The organism is Thermomonas fusca (genome assembly GCF_005862345.1).
Taxonomy (GTDB): Bacteria; Pseudomonadota; Gammaproteobacteria; order Xanthomonadales; family Xanthomonadaceae; genus Thermomonas; species Thermomonas fusca.
Window position 1 is genome coordinate 52,938 of sequence record NZ_SROY01000005.1, and the last position, 15,153, is coordinate 68,090.

Annotated in this window: 15 protein-coding genes; 3 read left to right on the top strand and 12 right to left on the bottom strand. The window is 70.0% G+C overall.

Annotation, left to right across the window (positions count from 1 at the left end; translation table 11 throughout):
• Positions 1-150: 150 nt before the first annotated feature.
• The 5 genes from E5S66_RS11125 to E5S66_RS11145 form a co-directional block, all read right to left on the bottom strand.
• Positions 151-1,389 (bottom strand): ABC transporter permease, encoded by a 1,239-nt coding sequence (locus tag E5S66_RS11125; protein ID WP_138349280.1) that lies wholly within the window; start codon positions 1,387-1,389, stop codon positions 151-153.
• Positions 1,386-2,096, bottom strand: coding sequence for an ABC transporter ATP-binding protein (locus E5S66_RS11130; protein ID WP_138349282.1), 711 nt, complete (start codon positions 2,094-2,096; stop codon positions 1,386-1,388). The genes E5S66_RS11125 and E5S66_RS11130 overlap by 4 nt, the downstream gene beginning before the upstream one ends.
• A complete protein-coding gene (locus tag E5S66_RS11135) occupies positions 2,096-3,667 on the bottom strand; it encodes an efflux RND transporter periplasmic adaptor subunit (RefSeq protein ID WP_138349284.1) in 1,572 nt (523 codons plus the stop codon). The genes E5S66_RS11130 and E5S66_RS11135 overlap by 1 nt, the downstream gene beginning before the upstream one ends.
• Before the next feature lie 99 nt (positions 3,668-3,766).
• Positions 3,767-4,477: a sensor histidine kinase gene (locus tag E5S66_RS13840; RefSeq protein ID WP_138349286.1), complete on the bottom strand. Its 711-nt coding sequence runs from the start codon at positions 4,475-4,477 to the stop codon at positions 3,767-3,769.
• Positions 4,478-4,492: 15 nt separating this feature from the next.
• Positions 4,493-5,194: a response regulator transcription factor gene (locus E5S66_RS11145; RefSeq protein WP_138349288.1), complete on the bottom strand. Its 702-nt coding sequence runs from the start codon at positions 5,192-5,194 to the stop codon at positions 4,493-4,495.
• A gap of 102 nt (positions 5,195-5,296) precedes the next feature.
• Here E5S66_RS11145 and E5S66_RS11150 point away from each other — a divergent pair, with 102 nt between their 5' ends.
• On the top strand, positions 5,297-5,638 hold the full coding sequence (locus E5S66_RS11150; protein WP_138349290.1) for a DMT family protein: 342 nt from the start codon (positions 5,297-5,299) through the stop codon (positions 5,636-5,638).
• A 44-nt stretch (positions 5,639-5,682) separates the two neighbouring features.
• Here the strand turns inward: E5S66_RS11150 and E5S66_RS11155 are convergent, their stop codons facing one another.
• From E5S66_RS11155 to nudE, 4 genes are read right to left on the bottom strand one after another with little or no spacing between them, the layout of a single operon-like run.
• Positions 5,683-5,985: an Mpo1-like protein gene (locus E5S66_RS11155; protein WP_138349291.1), complete on the bottom strand. Its 303-nt coding sequence runs from the start codon at positions 5,983-5,985 to the stop codon at positions 5,683-5,685.
• Positions 5,986-6,014: 29 nt separating this feature from the next.
• Positions 6,015-6,839 carry a nucleoside triphosphate pyrophosphohydrolase gene (mazG, locus tag E5S66_RS11160; RefSeq protein WP_138349293.1) on the bottom strand — a complete coding sequence of 275 codons (825 nt, stop codon included), beginning with the start codon at positions 6,837-6,839 and terminating at the stop codon, positions 6,015-6,017.
• Positions 6,836-7,621 (bottom strand): 3'(2'),5'-bisphosphate nucleotidase CysQ, encoded by a 786-nt coding sequence (gene cysQ, locus E5S66_RS11165; protein WP_425472218.1) that lies wholly within the window; start codon positions 7,619-7,621, stop codon positions 6,836-6,838. Before cysQ ends, mazG begins: the two co-directional genes overlap by 4 nt.
• On the bottom strand, positions 7,614-8,168 hold the full coding sequence (gene nudE, locus E5S66_RS11170; RefSeq protein ID WP_138349297.1) for an ADP compounds hydrolase NudE: 555 nt from the start codon (positions 8,166-8,168) through the stop codon (positions 7,614-7,616). Before nudE ends, cysQ begins: the two co-directional genes overlap by 8 nt.
• 29 nt (positions 8,169-8,197) lie before the next feature.
• Here nudE and E5S66_RS11175 point away from each other — a divergent pair, with 29 nt between their 5' ends.
• Positions 8,198-9,598, top strand: coding sequence for an adenosylmethionine--8-amino-7-oxononanoate transaminase (locus E5S66_RS11175; protein WP_171033543.1), 1,401 nt, complete (start codon positions 8,198-8,200; stop codon positions 9,596-9,598).
• A gap of 52 nt (positions 9,599-9,650) precedes the next feature.
• The gene (locus E5S66_RS11180; RefSeq protein ID WP_138349301.1) at positions 9,651-10,382 is read left to right on the top strand and encodes a 16S rRNA (uracil(1498)-N(3))-methyltransferase; all 732 of its coding nucleotides are present in this window, start codon (positions 9,651-9,653) and stop codon (positions 10,380-10,382) included.
• A gap of 36 nt (positions 10,383-10,418) precedes the next feature.
• On the opposite strand, the gene E5S66_RS11185 is transcribed toward E5S66_RS11180, so the two are convergent.
• The 3 genes from E5S66_RS11185 to E5S66_RS11195 all read right to left on the bottom strand — a co-directional run.
• The gene (locus E5S66_RS11185; protein ID WP_138349303.1) at positions 10,419-10,889 is read right to left on the bottom strand and encodes a chemotaxis protein CheW; all 471 of its coding nucleotides are present in this window, start codon (positions 10,887-10,889) and stop codon (positions 10,419-10,421) included.
• 7 nt (positions 10,890-10,896) lie between these two features.
• Entirely contained in the window at positions 10,897-11,877 is a 981-nt protein-coding gene (locus E5S66_RS11190; protein WP_138349305.1) for a chemotaxis protein CheB, read from the bottom strand.
• Positions 11,874-15,153, bottom strand: a 3,280-nt coding sequence (locus E5S66_RS11195; RefSeq protein WP_138349453.1) for a hybrid sensor histidine kinase/response regulator, incomplete at its 5' end; no start/stop codon positions are given. The genes E5S66_RS11195 and E5S66_RS11190, both read right to left, overlap by 4 nt.

Here is a 15,153-nt window from a genome sequence, read left to right on the forward strand (position 1 = left end):
TCAGGCTGCGGACATCGATGATCGAATGCGCCATTTTGCCACAGGCCCCGCTTCGAGCTTCGTTAAGCGACGCCCGCCGGTCGCAAGGGCCGTAAGCCCGGCGGTGTCCGCCTGGCCTCTTGCCGCCAGGCGGAAACAGGAACCGCCACGCTACTGCGCGCGCAGCGCCTCGATCGGGTCCAGCAGCGAAGCCTTGCGGGCCGGGTAGTAGCCGAAGAACAGCCCGGTGCTGATCGAGAACGCCGCCGCCAGCAGCACCACCCTGGCGTTCAGCTCCACGGGCAGGTTGCCGAACTTGCCGACCAGCAGCGCGCCGACCACGCCGATCCCGATCCCGATCACCCCGCCGATCAGCGAGATCAGCATCGCCTCGGCCAGGAACTGCCGGCGCACGTCGCGCGGCCCCGCCCCCACCGCCATGCGCAGGCCGATTTCCTTGATCCGCTCGGTGACCGACACCAGCATGATGTTCATGATGCCGATGCCGCCGATGATCAGGCAGATGCCGGCTACCGCGCCCAGCAGCTTGGACATCAGGTTGGTGGTGGCGGTGCGGGTGGCGACGATCTGGCTGATGTTGCGCACCGCGAAGTCGTCGTCGGCGCCGGGCTCGATCTTGTGGCGCTGGCGCAGCAGGCCCTCGATCTCGGCCTGCGCGCTGGCCAGGTTGCGCGGGTCGTCGACGCCGACCGCAATGCTCTGCACCGCGCCCGGCGGCATGCCCTGTGCGCTCGACAGCCGGCGCCGCGCGGCTTCCAGCGGCACCACCACGATGTCGTCCTGGTCCTGGCCGAAGCCGCCCTGCCCCTTCGAGCCCAGCACGCCGACCACGGTGAACGGCACCCGGCCCAGCCGCACGGTCTGGCCGATGCCTTCCTCGTCGTCGCCGAACAGCGCCTTGCGCACGGTTTCGCCGAGGATCACGGGTTTGGCGCCGCCGCCGTAATCGCCGGCGTCGAAGCCCTGGCCCTTGGCGATCTGCCAGTCGTTGATCGCGAACCAGTCCGCCTGCACGCCCTGCCACTGGGTGGAGGCGTTGTTCTCGGCGAACACCACCTGGGTGCCGCCGCGCAGCGACCCGGCGACGTACTGCACGCTCGGCACCTCGCCGCGGATGGCCTCCACGTCGCCTTCGCTCAGGCTCCAGCGGCTGCCCTGCGCCATTCGCGCACCACCCGCGCCCATGCCGCCGGCGCTGCCGATGTCGAGCCGCTGCGAACCCAGCCCGGACACCATCTTGTCGATCTCGGCCTGGGTGCCCTGGCCGATCGAAACCATCACGATCACCGCGGCGATGCCGATGATCACGCCCAGCGAGGTCAGCGCGCTGCGCATCCAGTTGCCGCGCAGGGCGAAGAACGCGGTGCGCAGGATGTCGAGGAAACTCATGCGGCCTCCGCTTCGGTCTGTTCGTGCAGCTCACCATCGCGCATCACGTAGGTGCGGTCGGCGTGGGCGGCAACGTGGGCATCGTGGGTGATCAGGATGACGGTATGGCCGTCATCGCGCAGGCGCTTGAACAGGGTCAGGATTTCCTCGCCGGTCTTGCTGTCCAGCGCGCCGGTGGGCTCGTCGGCCAGCAGGATCGGCGGCTGGTTGACCAGCGCGCGGGCAATCGCCACGCGCTGCTGCTGGCCGCCGGAGAGCTCGTTGGGGAAATGCCCGGCGCGCGCGCCCAGGCCCACCGCTTCCAGCGCCGCCAGCGCGCGGCGGCGGCGTTCGGCTGGCGGGATCTGTGCATAGCCCATCGGCATCGCCACGTTGTCGGTGGCACTCATCCGCGACAGCAGGTGGAAGCCCTGGAACACGAAGCCGATCTTGTCGCGGCGCAGCGCCGCCAGCGCTTCGGCGTCCAGGGTCGCCACGTCCACCCCGTCGCACTCATAAGAGCCGCTGGTGGGCGTGTCCAGGCAGCCGATCAGGTTCATCAGGGTGGATTTTCCGGAACCGGACGGGCCCATGATCGCGACGAACTCGCCGCGGTCGATGCGCATGTCCACGCCGCGCAGCGCCACCACCTCGGCCTCGGTGCCCGCCGAATACACCTTGCCCAGGCCATGGGTGAGGATGACCGGGACTGCCCCCGGGGCCGCCATCACTTGCCCTCCGCCGCCGAACGCTCGCCGGAGATGATCAGGTCGCCCTCCTTGATGTCGCGGCCGGAGATCTCGGTGCTGCTGCCGTCGCTGGCGCCGACCTTGAGCATCACCGGCTGCGGCTTGCCGCCGACCAGCCTGTACGCCTGCACCCGCTTGGCGCTGAGCTGCGCCTCCAGGCCGGCGTTCCACTTGCCGCGCTGGGCATCGTCGAGGGTGGACACGAACGCGCCGAATTGCTGGTTCAGGCGGTCGCGCATGCGCGCGCGCATCTGCGCCAGCATCGCCGGGTTGGCGCCGCCGCTGCCGCCGCCCATGCGCATGCCGCCACCGCCGAACAGCCGGTTGCCGCCCTGCTGCTGGCCCGACGCGCCCTGCTGCGTCTGTGCCTGCGCCATACGCTCGGCCTGGCGTTTCTGCATTTCTTCCAGCGCAGTGTCGAACGCGACCTTCTGCTGGGGGTTCAAGTCCAGCGAGCCGGCCAGCGCCTGCAGGTCCTCGCCCATGCCCGGACCGCGGTTGGCGCCATTGCCGCCGGTACCGCCGGCAGGTGCGCCCTGCACCTGCAGCTCGGCCAACGGCGAACCTTCGGCCGGCTTGAAGCGCAGCGCGGCGTTGCCGATCCGCAGCACGCCTTCGCGCTTGCTGACCTCGATCTCCGCGTTCACGGTCAGGCCCGGCAGCAGGGTGCCATCGCTGTTGTCCACGGTCACCACCACCGGGTAGGTGACCACGTTGTTGTTGGTGGTGGCGGCCAGCCGCACCTGCTCCACCACGCCCTTGAAGCGGCGGTCGGGGAAGGCGTCGGCGCTGAAGCCCACAACCTGGCCGGTGCGGACCTGGCCGATGTCGGATTCGTCGACGGCCAGCTCGATCTTCATCTTCGACAGGTCTTCGGCGATGGTGAACAGCTCCGGCGCCGAGAAGCTGGCGGCCACGGTCTGGCCGGGCTCGATCTTGCGGGTCAGCACCACGCCGTCCACCGGCGAACGGATCACCGCGCGGTCGATGTTGACCTGGGTGTTCTTCAGCGACGCGGTCTGCTGGCGGATCTGCGCCTGCGCGGCGTTGACCTGGGCGCGGGCCTGGTCGAGCGCGGCGCGCGACAGGTCATAGTCGCTGCGCGCGATCAGCTTCTGCGCGGACAGCGATTGCTTGCGTTCGAAGTCCAGGGTGGCGTTGTGCAGGCTGGCCTGCGCCTGCCGCAGTTGCGCCTGCGCGTTGGCGATCTGCGCGTTGCCCTGCTCCAGCTGGGCCTGGTAGGTGGAGGGATCGATCCGCGCCAGTACCTCGCCCTTCTTCACCGGCGAGTTGAAGTCCACCAGGATGTCGGTGACCTGGCCGGAGATCTGGCTGCCCACGGTGACCGTGGTGATGGCGCTGAGGGTGCCGGTGGCGGAGATCGCCACCCGGATGTCGCCGCGCTGGACGGTTTCGGTGCGGTAGCCGCCGGCTTCGTCTGCGGCGCCGCGCTTGCTCCAGAAATACCAGCCTGCGGCCAGCACTGCGATGGCGGCAACGGCCAGGCCGGCCTTGGGAAGGGTGCTGCGGGTACGGCGTGGCTGGCTCATGCGGGGCAGTCTGGAAGGATTGACGGATGGGAACGCACGGATGCGCGTTCGGTTGACAGCCGCGCTCCTGACCGCGCTGCCCGCGCGGCGACCGTGCCTTCAGTCCCCGCAAGCCCTTCCGAACAGGATGCTGGCGCGGGTGCCCTGCCCCGGCGTGCTGTCCAGCCGCAGCGGCCAGCCGCAGCGCTGACCCAGCCGATGGGCAATCGACAATCCCAGCCCGGAGCCGACGTACTGTTCGCCCTCGCCGCGGTAGAACGGCTCGAACGCGCGCGCCAGCGTGGCCGCGTCCATGCCGATGCCGGAATCCTCGACCTCCACGCTGCCTTCCTTCAACCGCACCACCACCCCGCCGGCATCGGTGAACCGCACCGCATTGGCCAGCAGATTGCCGAGCATGACCTGCAGCACCCGCGGCGGCGCGTGCAGCACCGGTTCCGCCTCCACCTCCAGGTGCAGCGCCAACTCCTTGTGCCGCAGCGCCGGGCGGATGCGATCGATCTCGCGCTCCACCACCTCGCGCACCACGACGTCGTCCACGCCCAGCGGTGCCTGTTCGCAGCGGGCCAGGAACAGCAGCGCGTCGATCACCGCCTCCATCCCCGCCACCGCGTCCTGGATGCGCGCCAACGAGCGCCGCGAGGCCGAAGACAGGCCCGCGTCGTGTGCGATCAGGTCGCTGGCGACCCGGATCACCGTCAGCGGCGTGCGCAGCTCATGGCTTGCGTCGCGGGTGAAATCGCGCTCGCGCTCGGCCGCATCCGGCGGTGGATCGGCAGCGATGGAGGGGCGAGGCAGGGGCAATGACATGAAGTCGGGCCGGTGTCAGTCGGCCAGATCGGCAAGCCGGTAGCCAGCGCTTTGCACGGTGTGCAGCAGCGGCCGATCGAACGGTTTGTCCATCACCTTGCGCAGGTTGTAGAGATGGCTGCGCAAGGTGTCGGAATCCGGCAGCTCGTCGCCCCAGATCTCGCGCTCGATTTCCTGCCGGCTGACCACCCGCGGCGACTCGCGCATCAGGATCGTCAGCAGGCGCAGGGCGATCGGGGACAGCTGCAGCTCGATGCCTCCGCGGGTGGCCCGCAACGACGCCGGATCCAGCACCAGGTCCCCCACCTGCAGCACTTCCGATCCCACCTGGCGGCGGTCGCGGCGGATCAGCGCATGCAGTCGCGCTTCCAGTTCGCGGATCGCGAACGGCTTGGTCAGGTAGTCGTCGGCCCCGGAGGACAGCCCGGTGAGCTTGTCGTCGAGGGTATCGCGCGCGGTCAGCATCAGGATCGGCGTGGCCTTGCGCGCCTCGCCGCGCAAGCGCTTGCACACCTCGATGCCGTCCAGCCTCGGCAGCATCAGGTCCAGCACGATCGCGTCATAGACGTTTTCCGACGCCAGCCGGTAGCCGTCCAGGCCGTCGGCCGCATAGTCGATCTCGAAGCCGCGGCTTTCGAGGTATTCGCCCACCATCTCCGAGATGTTGCGGTTGTCCTCGACGATGAGTACCAGTCCCGCCTGTTCCTGTTCGCGCATGCGCGCCTCGCTTCAATTCGCTTGCGAAACGATGCCCATTCCCCGGTGGATGCCGCGTGAAGGGCGTACCCTGCGCACCACCCGCATCCGCTTCCCACCCGCATGCCTTACGCCCGCCTGCTGCCGCCGATTCTGCTGGTGTTTTCCAACGTATTCATGACCTTTGCGTGGTACGGCCATCTGAAATACCGGGACACCGCCCTGCCCAAGGTCATCCTGGCCAGCTGGGGGATCGCGTTCTTCGAATACCTGCTGATGGTGCCAGCCAATCGCCTCGGCAGCACGGTCTACAGCGCGCCGCAGCTCAAGGGCATGCAGGAAGTCATCACCCTGCTGGTGTTCGCCGGGTTTTCCGCCTGGTATCTGGGCCAGCCGCTGAAATGGAACCACTGGGCCGGGTTCGCGCTGATCGTGGCGGCGGCGTGGCTGATCTTTCTGGAGTGACCGCGCCCACAGCAGCGGGAGCATCCGCGTGGCCGCCAGCAACGCTAGAACGGAATCCGCCCGATCAGGATGTCCCGGTACATCACCCAGTCGCCGGCGAAGGAATAGAACGGGTGCTTGAAGGTGGCCGGGCGATTCTTCTCGAAGAAGAAATGGCCCATCCAGGCAAATGCGTAGCCTGATAGCAGCGCCGCCAGCAGCCACCACGGATTGCCGCCCTTGACCGCCAGCACGATGAAACCGATGGCGAAACTGGTGCCGACGAAGTGCAGGCGCCGGCAGGTGCGGTTGCGATGCTCGCCCAGGTAGTACGGGTAGAACTCGCGGAAGCTCGAAAAGCCGGCCATCGTTTCCCATCCCCGCGGCATTCGCCGCCCTACGATTCCTTGCGCTCCGCCAGCTTGGCGCGCACCCAATAGCGATCCTGCGCGTCCAGCGATTGCCCGGCAAGACCGCCATCGGCTGCCGCCATCGCCTCCATCGCGCGGAAGCGGCGCTCGAACTTGGCGTTGGCGCGGCGCAGCGCGCTGCCCACGTCGACCTTGGCATGCCGCGCAAGGTTGGCGCAGACGAACAGCACATCGCCGAGTTCGTCCTCCAGCCGGTCGCGCGCGGCGGCATCGCCGGGATCGGCGGCCACCGCATCGAACTCGACGCGCACCTCGTCGATTTCCTCGTGCAGCTTGTCCAGCACCGGCGCCGGATCCGGCCAGTCGAAGCCGACCTTGGCCGCCCTGTGCTGCAGCTTCACCGCTCGCTGCCATTCCGGCAGGCCGCGGGAAATTCCGGCCAGCGCGGAAGTATCGGTCTCGCCCCTGGCGTCGCGCTCGGCGCGCTTGATCGCGTCCCAGTTGCGCAACACCGCGGCACTGTCGCCAGCCGCATCGGCGGTCCCTGCGGCGAACACATGCGGGTGCCGGCGCACCATCTTGTCGCAGATCGCCGCCACCACGTCGCCGAACGCGAACGCACCGGATTCCTCGGCCATGCGCGCGTGGAACACCACCTGCAGCAGCAGGTCACCCAGCTCGTCCTTGAGGTCGGCCATGTCGCCGCGGTCGATGGCATCGGCGACTTCGTAGGCTTCCTCGATGGTGTACGGCGCGATGCTCGCGAAGTCCTGCTGCAGGTCCCACGGGCAGCCGCCGTCCGGGTCGCGCAGCCTGGCCATGATGGCCAGCAATTCCGCGATGTCGCTCATGCCGGCAGCCGCGCGCGCAGGGCGATGTCGCCCAACGCAACGAAATCGCCGTTGAGCAGGGTGTCGCGCTGGTTGTAGCGGAACGGCCGGCCCTGCGGGTCGAGCACGGCGCCACCGGCGGCCTCCAGGATCGCCTGCCCGGCGGCGGTATCCCATTCGCTGGTCGGACCGAAGCGCGGGTACAGATCCATCGCGCCCTCGGCAATGCGACAGAACTTCAGCGACGATCCGCAGCCGAGCACCTCGCTGCCCGGCAGCGCGTCCAGCAGCGCCTGCGTGCGCGCGTCGCGGTGCGAACGGCTGGCGGCGATGCGCAGCGGCGCGGCGGCGGGAATGCGCGCACGGATGGCGACATCGGCATCGCCGTCGCGACGGAACGCGCCATGTCCGGGCATGCCGTGCCACAGCGCGCCGGTGACCGGCTGCTGGATCACGCCGAAGGTGGCGACGCCATCTTCGATCAGGGCGATGTTGACGGTGAACTCGCCGTTGCGCTTGATGAACTCGCGGGTGCCGTCGAGCGGATCGACCAGCCAGAAACGCGTCCATTGCCGGCGGTCGGCGATGTCGTGGCCCTTCGACTCTTCCGACAGCACCGGGATGGCGGGCGTCAGCTCCGCCAGGCATGAAACGATGCAGCGATGGGCGGCAAGATCCGCGGCGGTCAGCGGCGAGCGGTCGTCCTTGTGCTGCACCGCGAATTCGCCGTCATAGACCGCCAGGATCGCCGCGGCGGCCTGCCGCGCAATACGAATCAAGCCATCGCGGAGTACGTCATTCACCTGCATGCTGCTGCAACCATTCGCGGACCATGAACAGCGCCGCGATGCTGCGGCCTTCGGAAAAATCATCCTGCAGGATCAGCTGGCCGAGGTCGGCCAGTTTCCACGGCACCAGTTCCAGCTCCTCCGGCTCGTCGCCGGGCAGGCGCTGCGGATACAGGTCGCGCGCCAGCACCACGTGGGTCTGGTGGCTCATGTAGGTCGGCGCCAACGTGAGACTGCGCAGCACGCGCAGGTCGCGCGCACCGTAGCCGGCTTCTTCCATCAGCTCGCGGTTGGCGGCTTCGAGCGGCGTCTCGCCGGCGTCGATGCGTCCCTTCACCAGCCCCAGTTCGTAGCGGTGCACGCCGGCCGCGTACTCGCGCACCAGCAGCACGGTGTCGGCATCCAGCATCGGCACCACCGCCACCGCGCCATGGCCGCGTCCGTGCAGACGCTCGTACAGGCGGCGTTCGCCGTTGGAGAACTCCAGATCGAGCCGCTCCATCCGGTACGGGCCGGCGTCATGCTCGGTGATGCCGTGGATGACCGGCAGGCGGCGGCTCATGCGGCTGCCCCGGCGGCGATAATGGCGGAATGGAAAGCGTTCACGATGGAACCATGATAGCCGCCGCGGATGACTGGCGGGCACGCGACCTGGCCGTGCTCTGGCATCCCTGCACGCAGATGCGCGAGCACCCGCATGCCCTGCCGCTGTTTCCGGTGCAGCGCGGCGAAGGCGCGTGGCTGGTGGGCTTCGACGGCCGCCGCGTGCTCGACGGCGTCAGCAGCTGGTGGACCAACCTGCACGGCCATGCGGAGCCGCGCATCGCCGCGGCCATCGGCCGGCAGGCGCACACGCTGGAGCAGGTGATCCTGGCCGGCTGCTCGCACGCACCGGCGGTGGAACTGGCCGAACGCCTGCTGGCGATCGCCCCGCACCAGGCCGGGCGCGCGCCGCTGGCCAAGGTGTTCTACGCCGACAACGGCTCGGCGGGCGTGGAAGTGGCGCTGAAGATGGCCTTCCACTGGTTCCACAACCGCGGTGTCGAAGGGCGTACCAAATTCGTGGCGCTGACCGGCAGCTACCACGGCGAAACGCTGGGCGCGCTTTCGGTGGGCGATATCCCGCTGTACCGGCGGGTGTACGCGCCGCTGCTGCTGGAGACGCTGTTCGCGCCGTCGCCGGATGCCTTCGGTGCGCGCGACGAAGCCGCGGCGATCGCCTGCGCCGAACGCGCCGCCGACGCCCTGGCCGACCTGCTGGCTGCGCACGCCGGCGAAGTCTGCGCGCTGATCGTCGAGCCGCTGCTGCAGTGCGCCGGCGGCATGCGCATGCACCACCCGCGCTACCTGCAGCGCGCGCGCGAACTCTGCGACGCGCACGGTGTGTTCCTGATCGCGGACGAAATCGCCACCGGATTCGGCCGCACCGGCAGCCTGTTCGCCTGCGAGCAGGCCGGCATCCAGCCCGACCTGCTGTGCCTGTCGAAGGGCCTGACCGGCGGCTTCCTGCCGCTGTGCGCGGTGCTGGCCACGCAGGCCATTTACGACGGTTTCCTCGACGACTCGCGCGAGCGCGCCTTCCTGCATTCGCACAGCTACAGCGGCAACCCGCTGGCCTGCGCGGCGGCACTGGCCTCGCTGGACATCCTCGAAGGCGATGACGTACTGGCGCGCAACCGTGACACCGCCGCGAAGATGGCCGCGCTGGCGGCACCATTCAAGGCGCACCCGGCGGTGGCGGAAGTGCGTCAGGTGGGGATGGTGGTGGCCATCGAACTGCAGCCTGAGGCCGGCAACGACGAGGACGGCCACGCGGTGGAAATCGCCGGCCGCCGCGGCCTGCGCATGTACCGCGCGGCGCTGGATGCCGGCGTGCTGCTGCGCCCGCTGGGCGACGTGCTGTACTGGATGCCGCCCTACTGCATCGACGACGCGCAGCTGGAACAGCTGGCGGCGGCCACCCACGCGATGCTGGCGGAGGCATCAACGTGAATCCGACCCGCATTCCAGAGCGCCGCCGGGCGCGATCCGCGAGGGCAAACCCATGCGCCTGACCCGCAGCTTCGTCGCCCAGCCGCTGCCCGTTGGCAGCACCATCACCCTGCCCGAGGACGCCGCCGCCCATCTGGTGCGGGTGCTGCGCCTGCAGGCCGGCGATCCCTGCGTGCTGTTCAATGGCGACGGCTTCGACCGCGAAGCGCGCATCGCCTCGGTCAGCAAACGCGAGGTGTTGGCGGACATCATCGCCAGCCGCCAGGTCGACAACGAGTCGCCGCTCGCCATCACCCTGCTGCAGGGCATCGCCCGCGGCGAGAAGATGGATCTGATCCTGCAGAAGGCGACCGAGTTGGGCGTGGCCCGCATCCTGCCGGCGTCCAGCGAACGCAGCGAGGTGAAGCTGGACGCCCAGCGCGCCGACAAGCGCGTGGCGCACTGGCGGGAGGTGGTGGTGTCGGCCTGCGAACAAAGTGGCCGCGCACGCGTGCCGGAGGTCGCCCCGCCGCTCGTGCTGGCGCAGGCGGCGGCGCGGCGCGAGGGCCGCGGCTTCATTCTTGATCCGTTCGCGCCACAGACGCTGTCGACGCTGCAGGGCAACCAGCTGCGCGCGTGCACGCTGGCCATCGGCCCGGAAGGCGGCTGGTCGCCGCGCGATCGCGAACAGCTGGTGGCGGCGGGATTCGAGGGACTGCGGCTGGGCCCGCGCATCCTGCGCACCGAAACCGCCGGCATCGCCGCGATTGCCGCGCTGCAGGCGATGTCTGGGGACTTGGGCTGACACTTCCCGGCCGCCTCTGCGGCCGGGCGCCGTATCTCAGGCAGCCGCCGCCAGCGCGGCGTGCAGGTGCTGCTCCAGCGCGGCCAGGTCGGGCACCATCGCGTCGTTCTCGCCCAGGCGCACGCGGGCCAATACGCCGGCAGGCAGGTCGCCGCCATCGTCCTGCGTCGCCAGCGTCTCCTCGGTGACCGTCACCAGCCGCGGGAAGCCCTGGGTCAGCAGGGCGAAATACGGCCGCTTGGGGTTGCCGCCCAGCGCCTTCAGCACGATCACCTTGCTGCCCAGGCCGCCCTGCTCTTCGGCGATGCCCGCAAATCGCGCGAACGACACCAGCGGCAGCTGCCAGCCACGCCAGCGGATCCTGCCCAGCAACCAGTCCGGCGCGTTCTCCAGCGGTTCCGGCGCGGCGTAGGACAGCACCTCGGCGATGGTCGCGTTGGGCAGCAACAGGCGTGCGTCCGCCACCTGGATGAGCACGCCGCGGATGATGTATGCGATGTCGGACATGGAAACCTCAGGCGGGCCAGCGTTGCAGCAATTGACGGGAGATTCCGGCGAGGCTGTCCGCTTCGCCGCCGCGTGCCGCCAGCGCCTGGCTGGCGGCGGGATCGAAACAGTTTTCGGCCGACTGGCCCAGTGCGAGCCCCCCGGCCATGCGCATCGCCAGAGCAAGGTCGACCAGCGCCGGCGGCGCGCCGCTGAGCAGCAGCATGGCGCTGTCGCCCGGGCGCAGCGGGGCGAAGCGCGGCTCGCCGGCAGCCTCCACGAAATGCAGGCCGGCCGGGGCCTCGCCCACGTCGACACCATCCGGCACGACGTACACATGGCCGCGACGCAGCGGTTCGCCGGCACAGGCAAGCACCACGGGCATCTGCGCGGCCCGCTGCATCTGCCGGACCAGGCGGTCGTACTGGCCGCCCTCGATGCGCTGCCGCAGCAGCAGCGCGCGCGGGAAAGCCGCAGGCAGTCCGCCCAGCAACTGACGCACCGCGTCGGGCCCGCCGATGCCGGCCGCCACCACCACCGCGCCTTCCGGCTGGGCCAGCGCCGAACCCTGCACCGCCGGCGGTAGCGGCTGCATCGCCGCCATTTCCATGCTCAGGTCCTGCATCTCCTGCTCGAAATCGCGATCCGGTGCGCTGCCTGCCGGCGGCGCCGGCAGCACGTTGCGGTGCCCCTGCAGCTTGGCCGCCAGGTGGCGCGCCCAGCGCGCGGCTTCCCAGCCGTCCCGGCGCGCCGCCACTTCGGCATCGTCGAACAGCACCAGCAGCGACGGGTCGGCAAGCACCGCCTCGAACTTCTCCAGCGCGGCTTCGGCCACCGGGTCCAGCACCACCAACAGCGCATCCGGCGCAGCCGCGCGGACCTGCGCCTCGTCGGCGGTCGCCGGATCCAGCACCGCCGCCAGCGCTGCGCCAGCCTGCCGCAGCGCCATCTCGGTGCGGTCGCGCGCGGCCCCCGCGCGCGCCAGCACCAGCACGCGGTGCGTGTTCATTGCTCGGTTCCGGCGCCCGCGTGCTCCAGCCCCAACAGCTCGAACACGTTACGCATCAGCTCGACTTCCTGGTAGGGCTTGCCGAGGTAACGCTCCACGCCGATCTCGAAGGCGCGCTGGCGGTGCTTGTCGCCGGTACGCGAGGTGATCATCACGATCGGCACGTTGCGCAGGCGCGGGTCCGCCTTCATCGCGGTGGCCAGCTCGTAGCCGTCCATGCGCGGCATCTCGATGTCCAGCAGCATCAGATCCGGCACGAAATCGGCCATCCGCTCCAGCGCATCCAGACCGTCCTTGGCGGTCGCCACCTCCAGGCTGTGGCGCTCCAGCACGCGGCCGGTGACCTTGCGCATGGTGACCGAGTCGTCCACCACCATGACCAGCGGCACCTTTCGGTGCGTAGTCGGCACATGAACGACCGCCTCGTCGGCCAGCGCCGCCGCGGCCTGCCTGCGTACCAGCGGCGCCACGTCCAGGATCACCACCACGCGGCCATCGCCCATGATGGTGGCACCGAAGATGCCCGGCACCGACGTCAGCTGCGGACCGCCGGTCTTGACCACGATCTCGCGGCTGCCCAACACCTGGTCGATCGCCACCGCCGCCCGCAGCTCGCCCGAGCCGACCAGCAGCAGCGGCATCTGCAGGTGCCCTTCGGCACGCGCCGGCGCGGTGCCGACCAAGGTGCCGAGGTCGTGCAGCGCGTAGTCCTCGCCGCCGTAGCGGTAGCCGGCGCCCGGCTTGGCCAGGTCTTCGCGGGAGATGCGTCCGACGCCGCGCACCGAGGCGATGGGCACCGCGTACTCGGTCTCGCCGATCTTGACGAACACCGCCTGGGTGACCGCCAGGGTCTGCGGCAGGCGCAGGGTGAACACCGTGCCGTCGCCGGGCTGCGAGGCGATGTCGATGGTTCCGCCCAGCTGGCGGACCTCGCTGGCGACCACGTCCATGCCGACGCCGCGGCCGGCCAGGCGGCTGACGGTTTCGGCGGTGGAGAAGCCCGGCTGCATGATCAACTGGTCGAGTTCGACGTCGGTCAACTGCGCATCCGCGGCAATCAGCCCGCGCTCCACGCCACGCGCGCGGATTGCCGCGCGGTTGAGACCGGCGCCGTCGTCGGAGATCTGCAGGACGACTTCGGAACCTTCGCGACGCACCACCACCCGGATGCTGCCTTCTTCGTGCTTGCCGGCGGCGCGGCGCGCCTCCGGCGCCTCCAGGCCATGCGCGATGGCGTTGCGCAGCATGTGCTCCAGCGGCGCAGTCATGCGCTCCAGCACGTTGCGGTCGAGTTCGCCCTGCGCGCCATCCAGCTTGAGTTGCGCCTGCTTGCCGGTTTCGGTGGCGGCCTGGCGGATGACCCGGCGCAGGCGCGGCACCAGCGAATCGAACGGCAGCATGCGCGTGCGCATGAGGCCTTCCTGCAGCTCCGAGCTGACCCGCGACTGCTGGGTGAGCAGGGTTTCGTACTGACGGGTCAGGTCATCCATCGACCCGTGCAGGCTCTGCAAGTCGGCCGCCGACTCGGCCAGGCCGCGCGAGAGCTGTTGCAGGGTGCTGAAGCGATCGAGCTCCAGCGGGTCGAAGGCTTCGTTGCCGGTGTCGTGCTCGCGCTGGAAGCGGGCGATGATCTGCGCTTCGGTTTCCGAATCCAGGCGACGCAGCTGGTCGCGCAGGCGCAGGTTGGTCTGCTCCATTTCCTGCGCGGTGCTGCGGAACGCGGCCAGCTGCTGTTCCAGGCGGGCGCGGTAGATCGCGACTTCGCCGGCGTAGTTCACCAGCCGGTCGAGCAGGTCGGCGCGGATGCGCACCTGTTCCTGCGGCGCGCGCACGCCGACCTCTTCGTCCTCGGCGAAACCCTCCTGCCCCAGCGGCGCCGACAGCGGCTTGAGTTCGATCTTCGAGGTCGGTGCAGGCCTGGCGTCATCAGCCGACGCAAGCGCCGCCACGACCGGGCGTTGCTCGGCGCGCGCGTTGAATTCCTCGATCAGCGCCTCGGGCATGCCCAGCGCGCGGCGCGCGGCGATGCGCGTGATCATCCCATGCAGGCGATCGAACCCACGCTCCAGCAGCGGTACGCCGTCGGTGCCGAAATCGACCTTCTGCGCGGCCACCGCTTCCAGCAGCGATTCCATGGCGTGACCCAGCTCGCCGGCCGGCATCATCCCGGCCATCCGCGCACCGCCCTTCAGCGTATGCAGGTCGCGCTGCAGACCCACCACCAGTTCGTTGTCGTCCGGCGTCTCGCGCAGCTTCGCCAGCAAGCCGTCGGAATGGTCGAGCAGGTCGCCGGCTTCCTCTACGAAGATGTCGACCAGCTCCAGGTCCAGTTCGCTGGTATCCAGCGCCTCGTCCGGGTCCTCGCTCGCGCCCGATGTCGCCTGCAACGCGGCCAGCGCCGCCTGCTCCCGCGCCCAGGCGCCAGCTGCGGCGTCCGCAGCGCGACGCTCGGCTTCGGCGCGCTCGGCCTCCGCGCGGCGCGCGGCGACACGTCCGGCTTCCTGGCGTTCGGCCTCGGCGCGCGCGGCGGCGATGCGCTCGGCTTCGACGCGTTCCGCCTCGCGTTCGGCCTCGCGTCGGGCCGCTGCCTCCGCGGCGATGCGCTCGGCCTCCTGGCGCGCCGCTTCTTCCGCGGCCAGACGCTCGGCTTCCGCCTGCTCGGCGGCCAGGCGCGCGGCCTCGGCTTCTTCCGCGGCGATGCGTTCGATATCCAGGCGCGCGGCTTCTTCCGCGGCTTGGCGTTCGGCCTGTTCAGCGGCGGTACGCTCGGCTTCCAGGCGTGCCGCTTCTTCCGCGGCAGTGCGTTCGGATTCCGCTTGCTCGGCGGCCAGACGCGCGACCTCGGCTTCTTCCGCGGCCAGGCGTTCGGCTTCCAGGCGCGCGGCTTCTTCCGCGGCAATGCGTTCGGATTCCGCCTGTTCGGCCGCCAGGCGCGCGACCTCCGCCTCTTCCGCTGCAAGGCGTTCGGCTTCCAGGCGCGCCGCTTCTTCCGCGGCTTGGCGCTCGGCTTCAGCTTCCGCCGCAGCGATGCGTTCGGCTTCCGAGCGTGCGGCTTCTGCCGCCGCACGACGCTCGGCTTCGGTCTGCTCGGCGGCCAGGCGTGCAGCCTCGGCTTCCGCCGCGGCGATGCGTTCGGCTTCCAGGCGCGCCGCTTCTTCCGCGGCCAGACGCTCGGCTTCCGCCTGCTCGGCGGCCACGCGTGCAGCCTCGGCTTCCGCCGCGGCGATGCGTTCGGCTTCCAGACGCGCCGCTTCTTCCGCGGCCAGACGCTCGGCT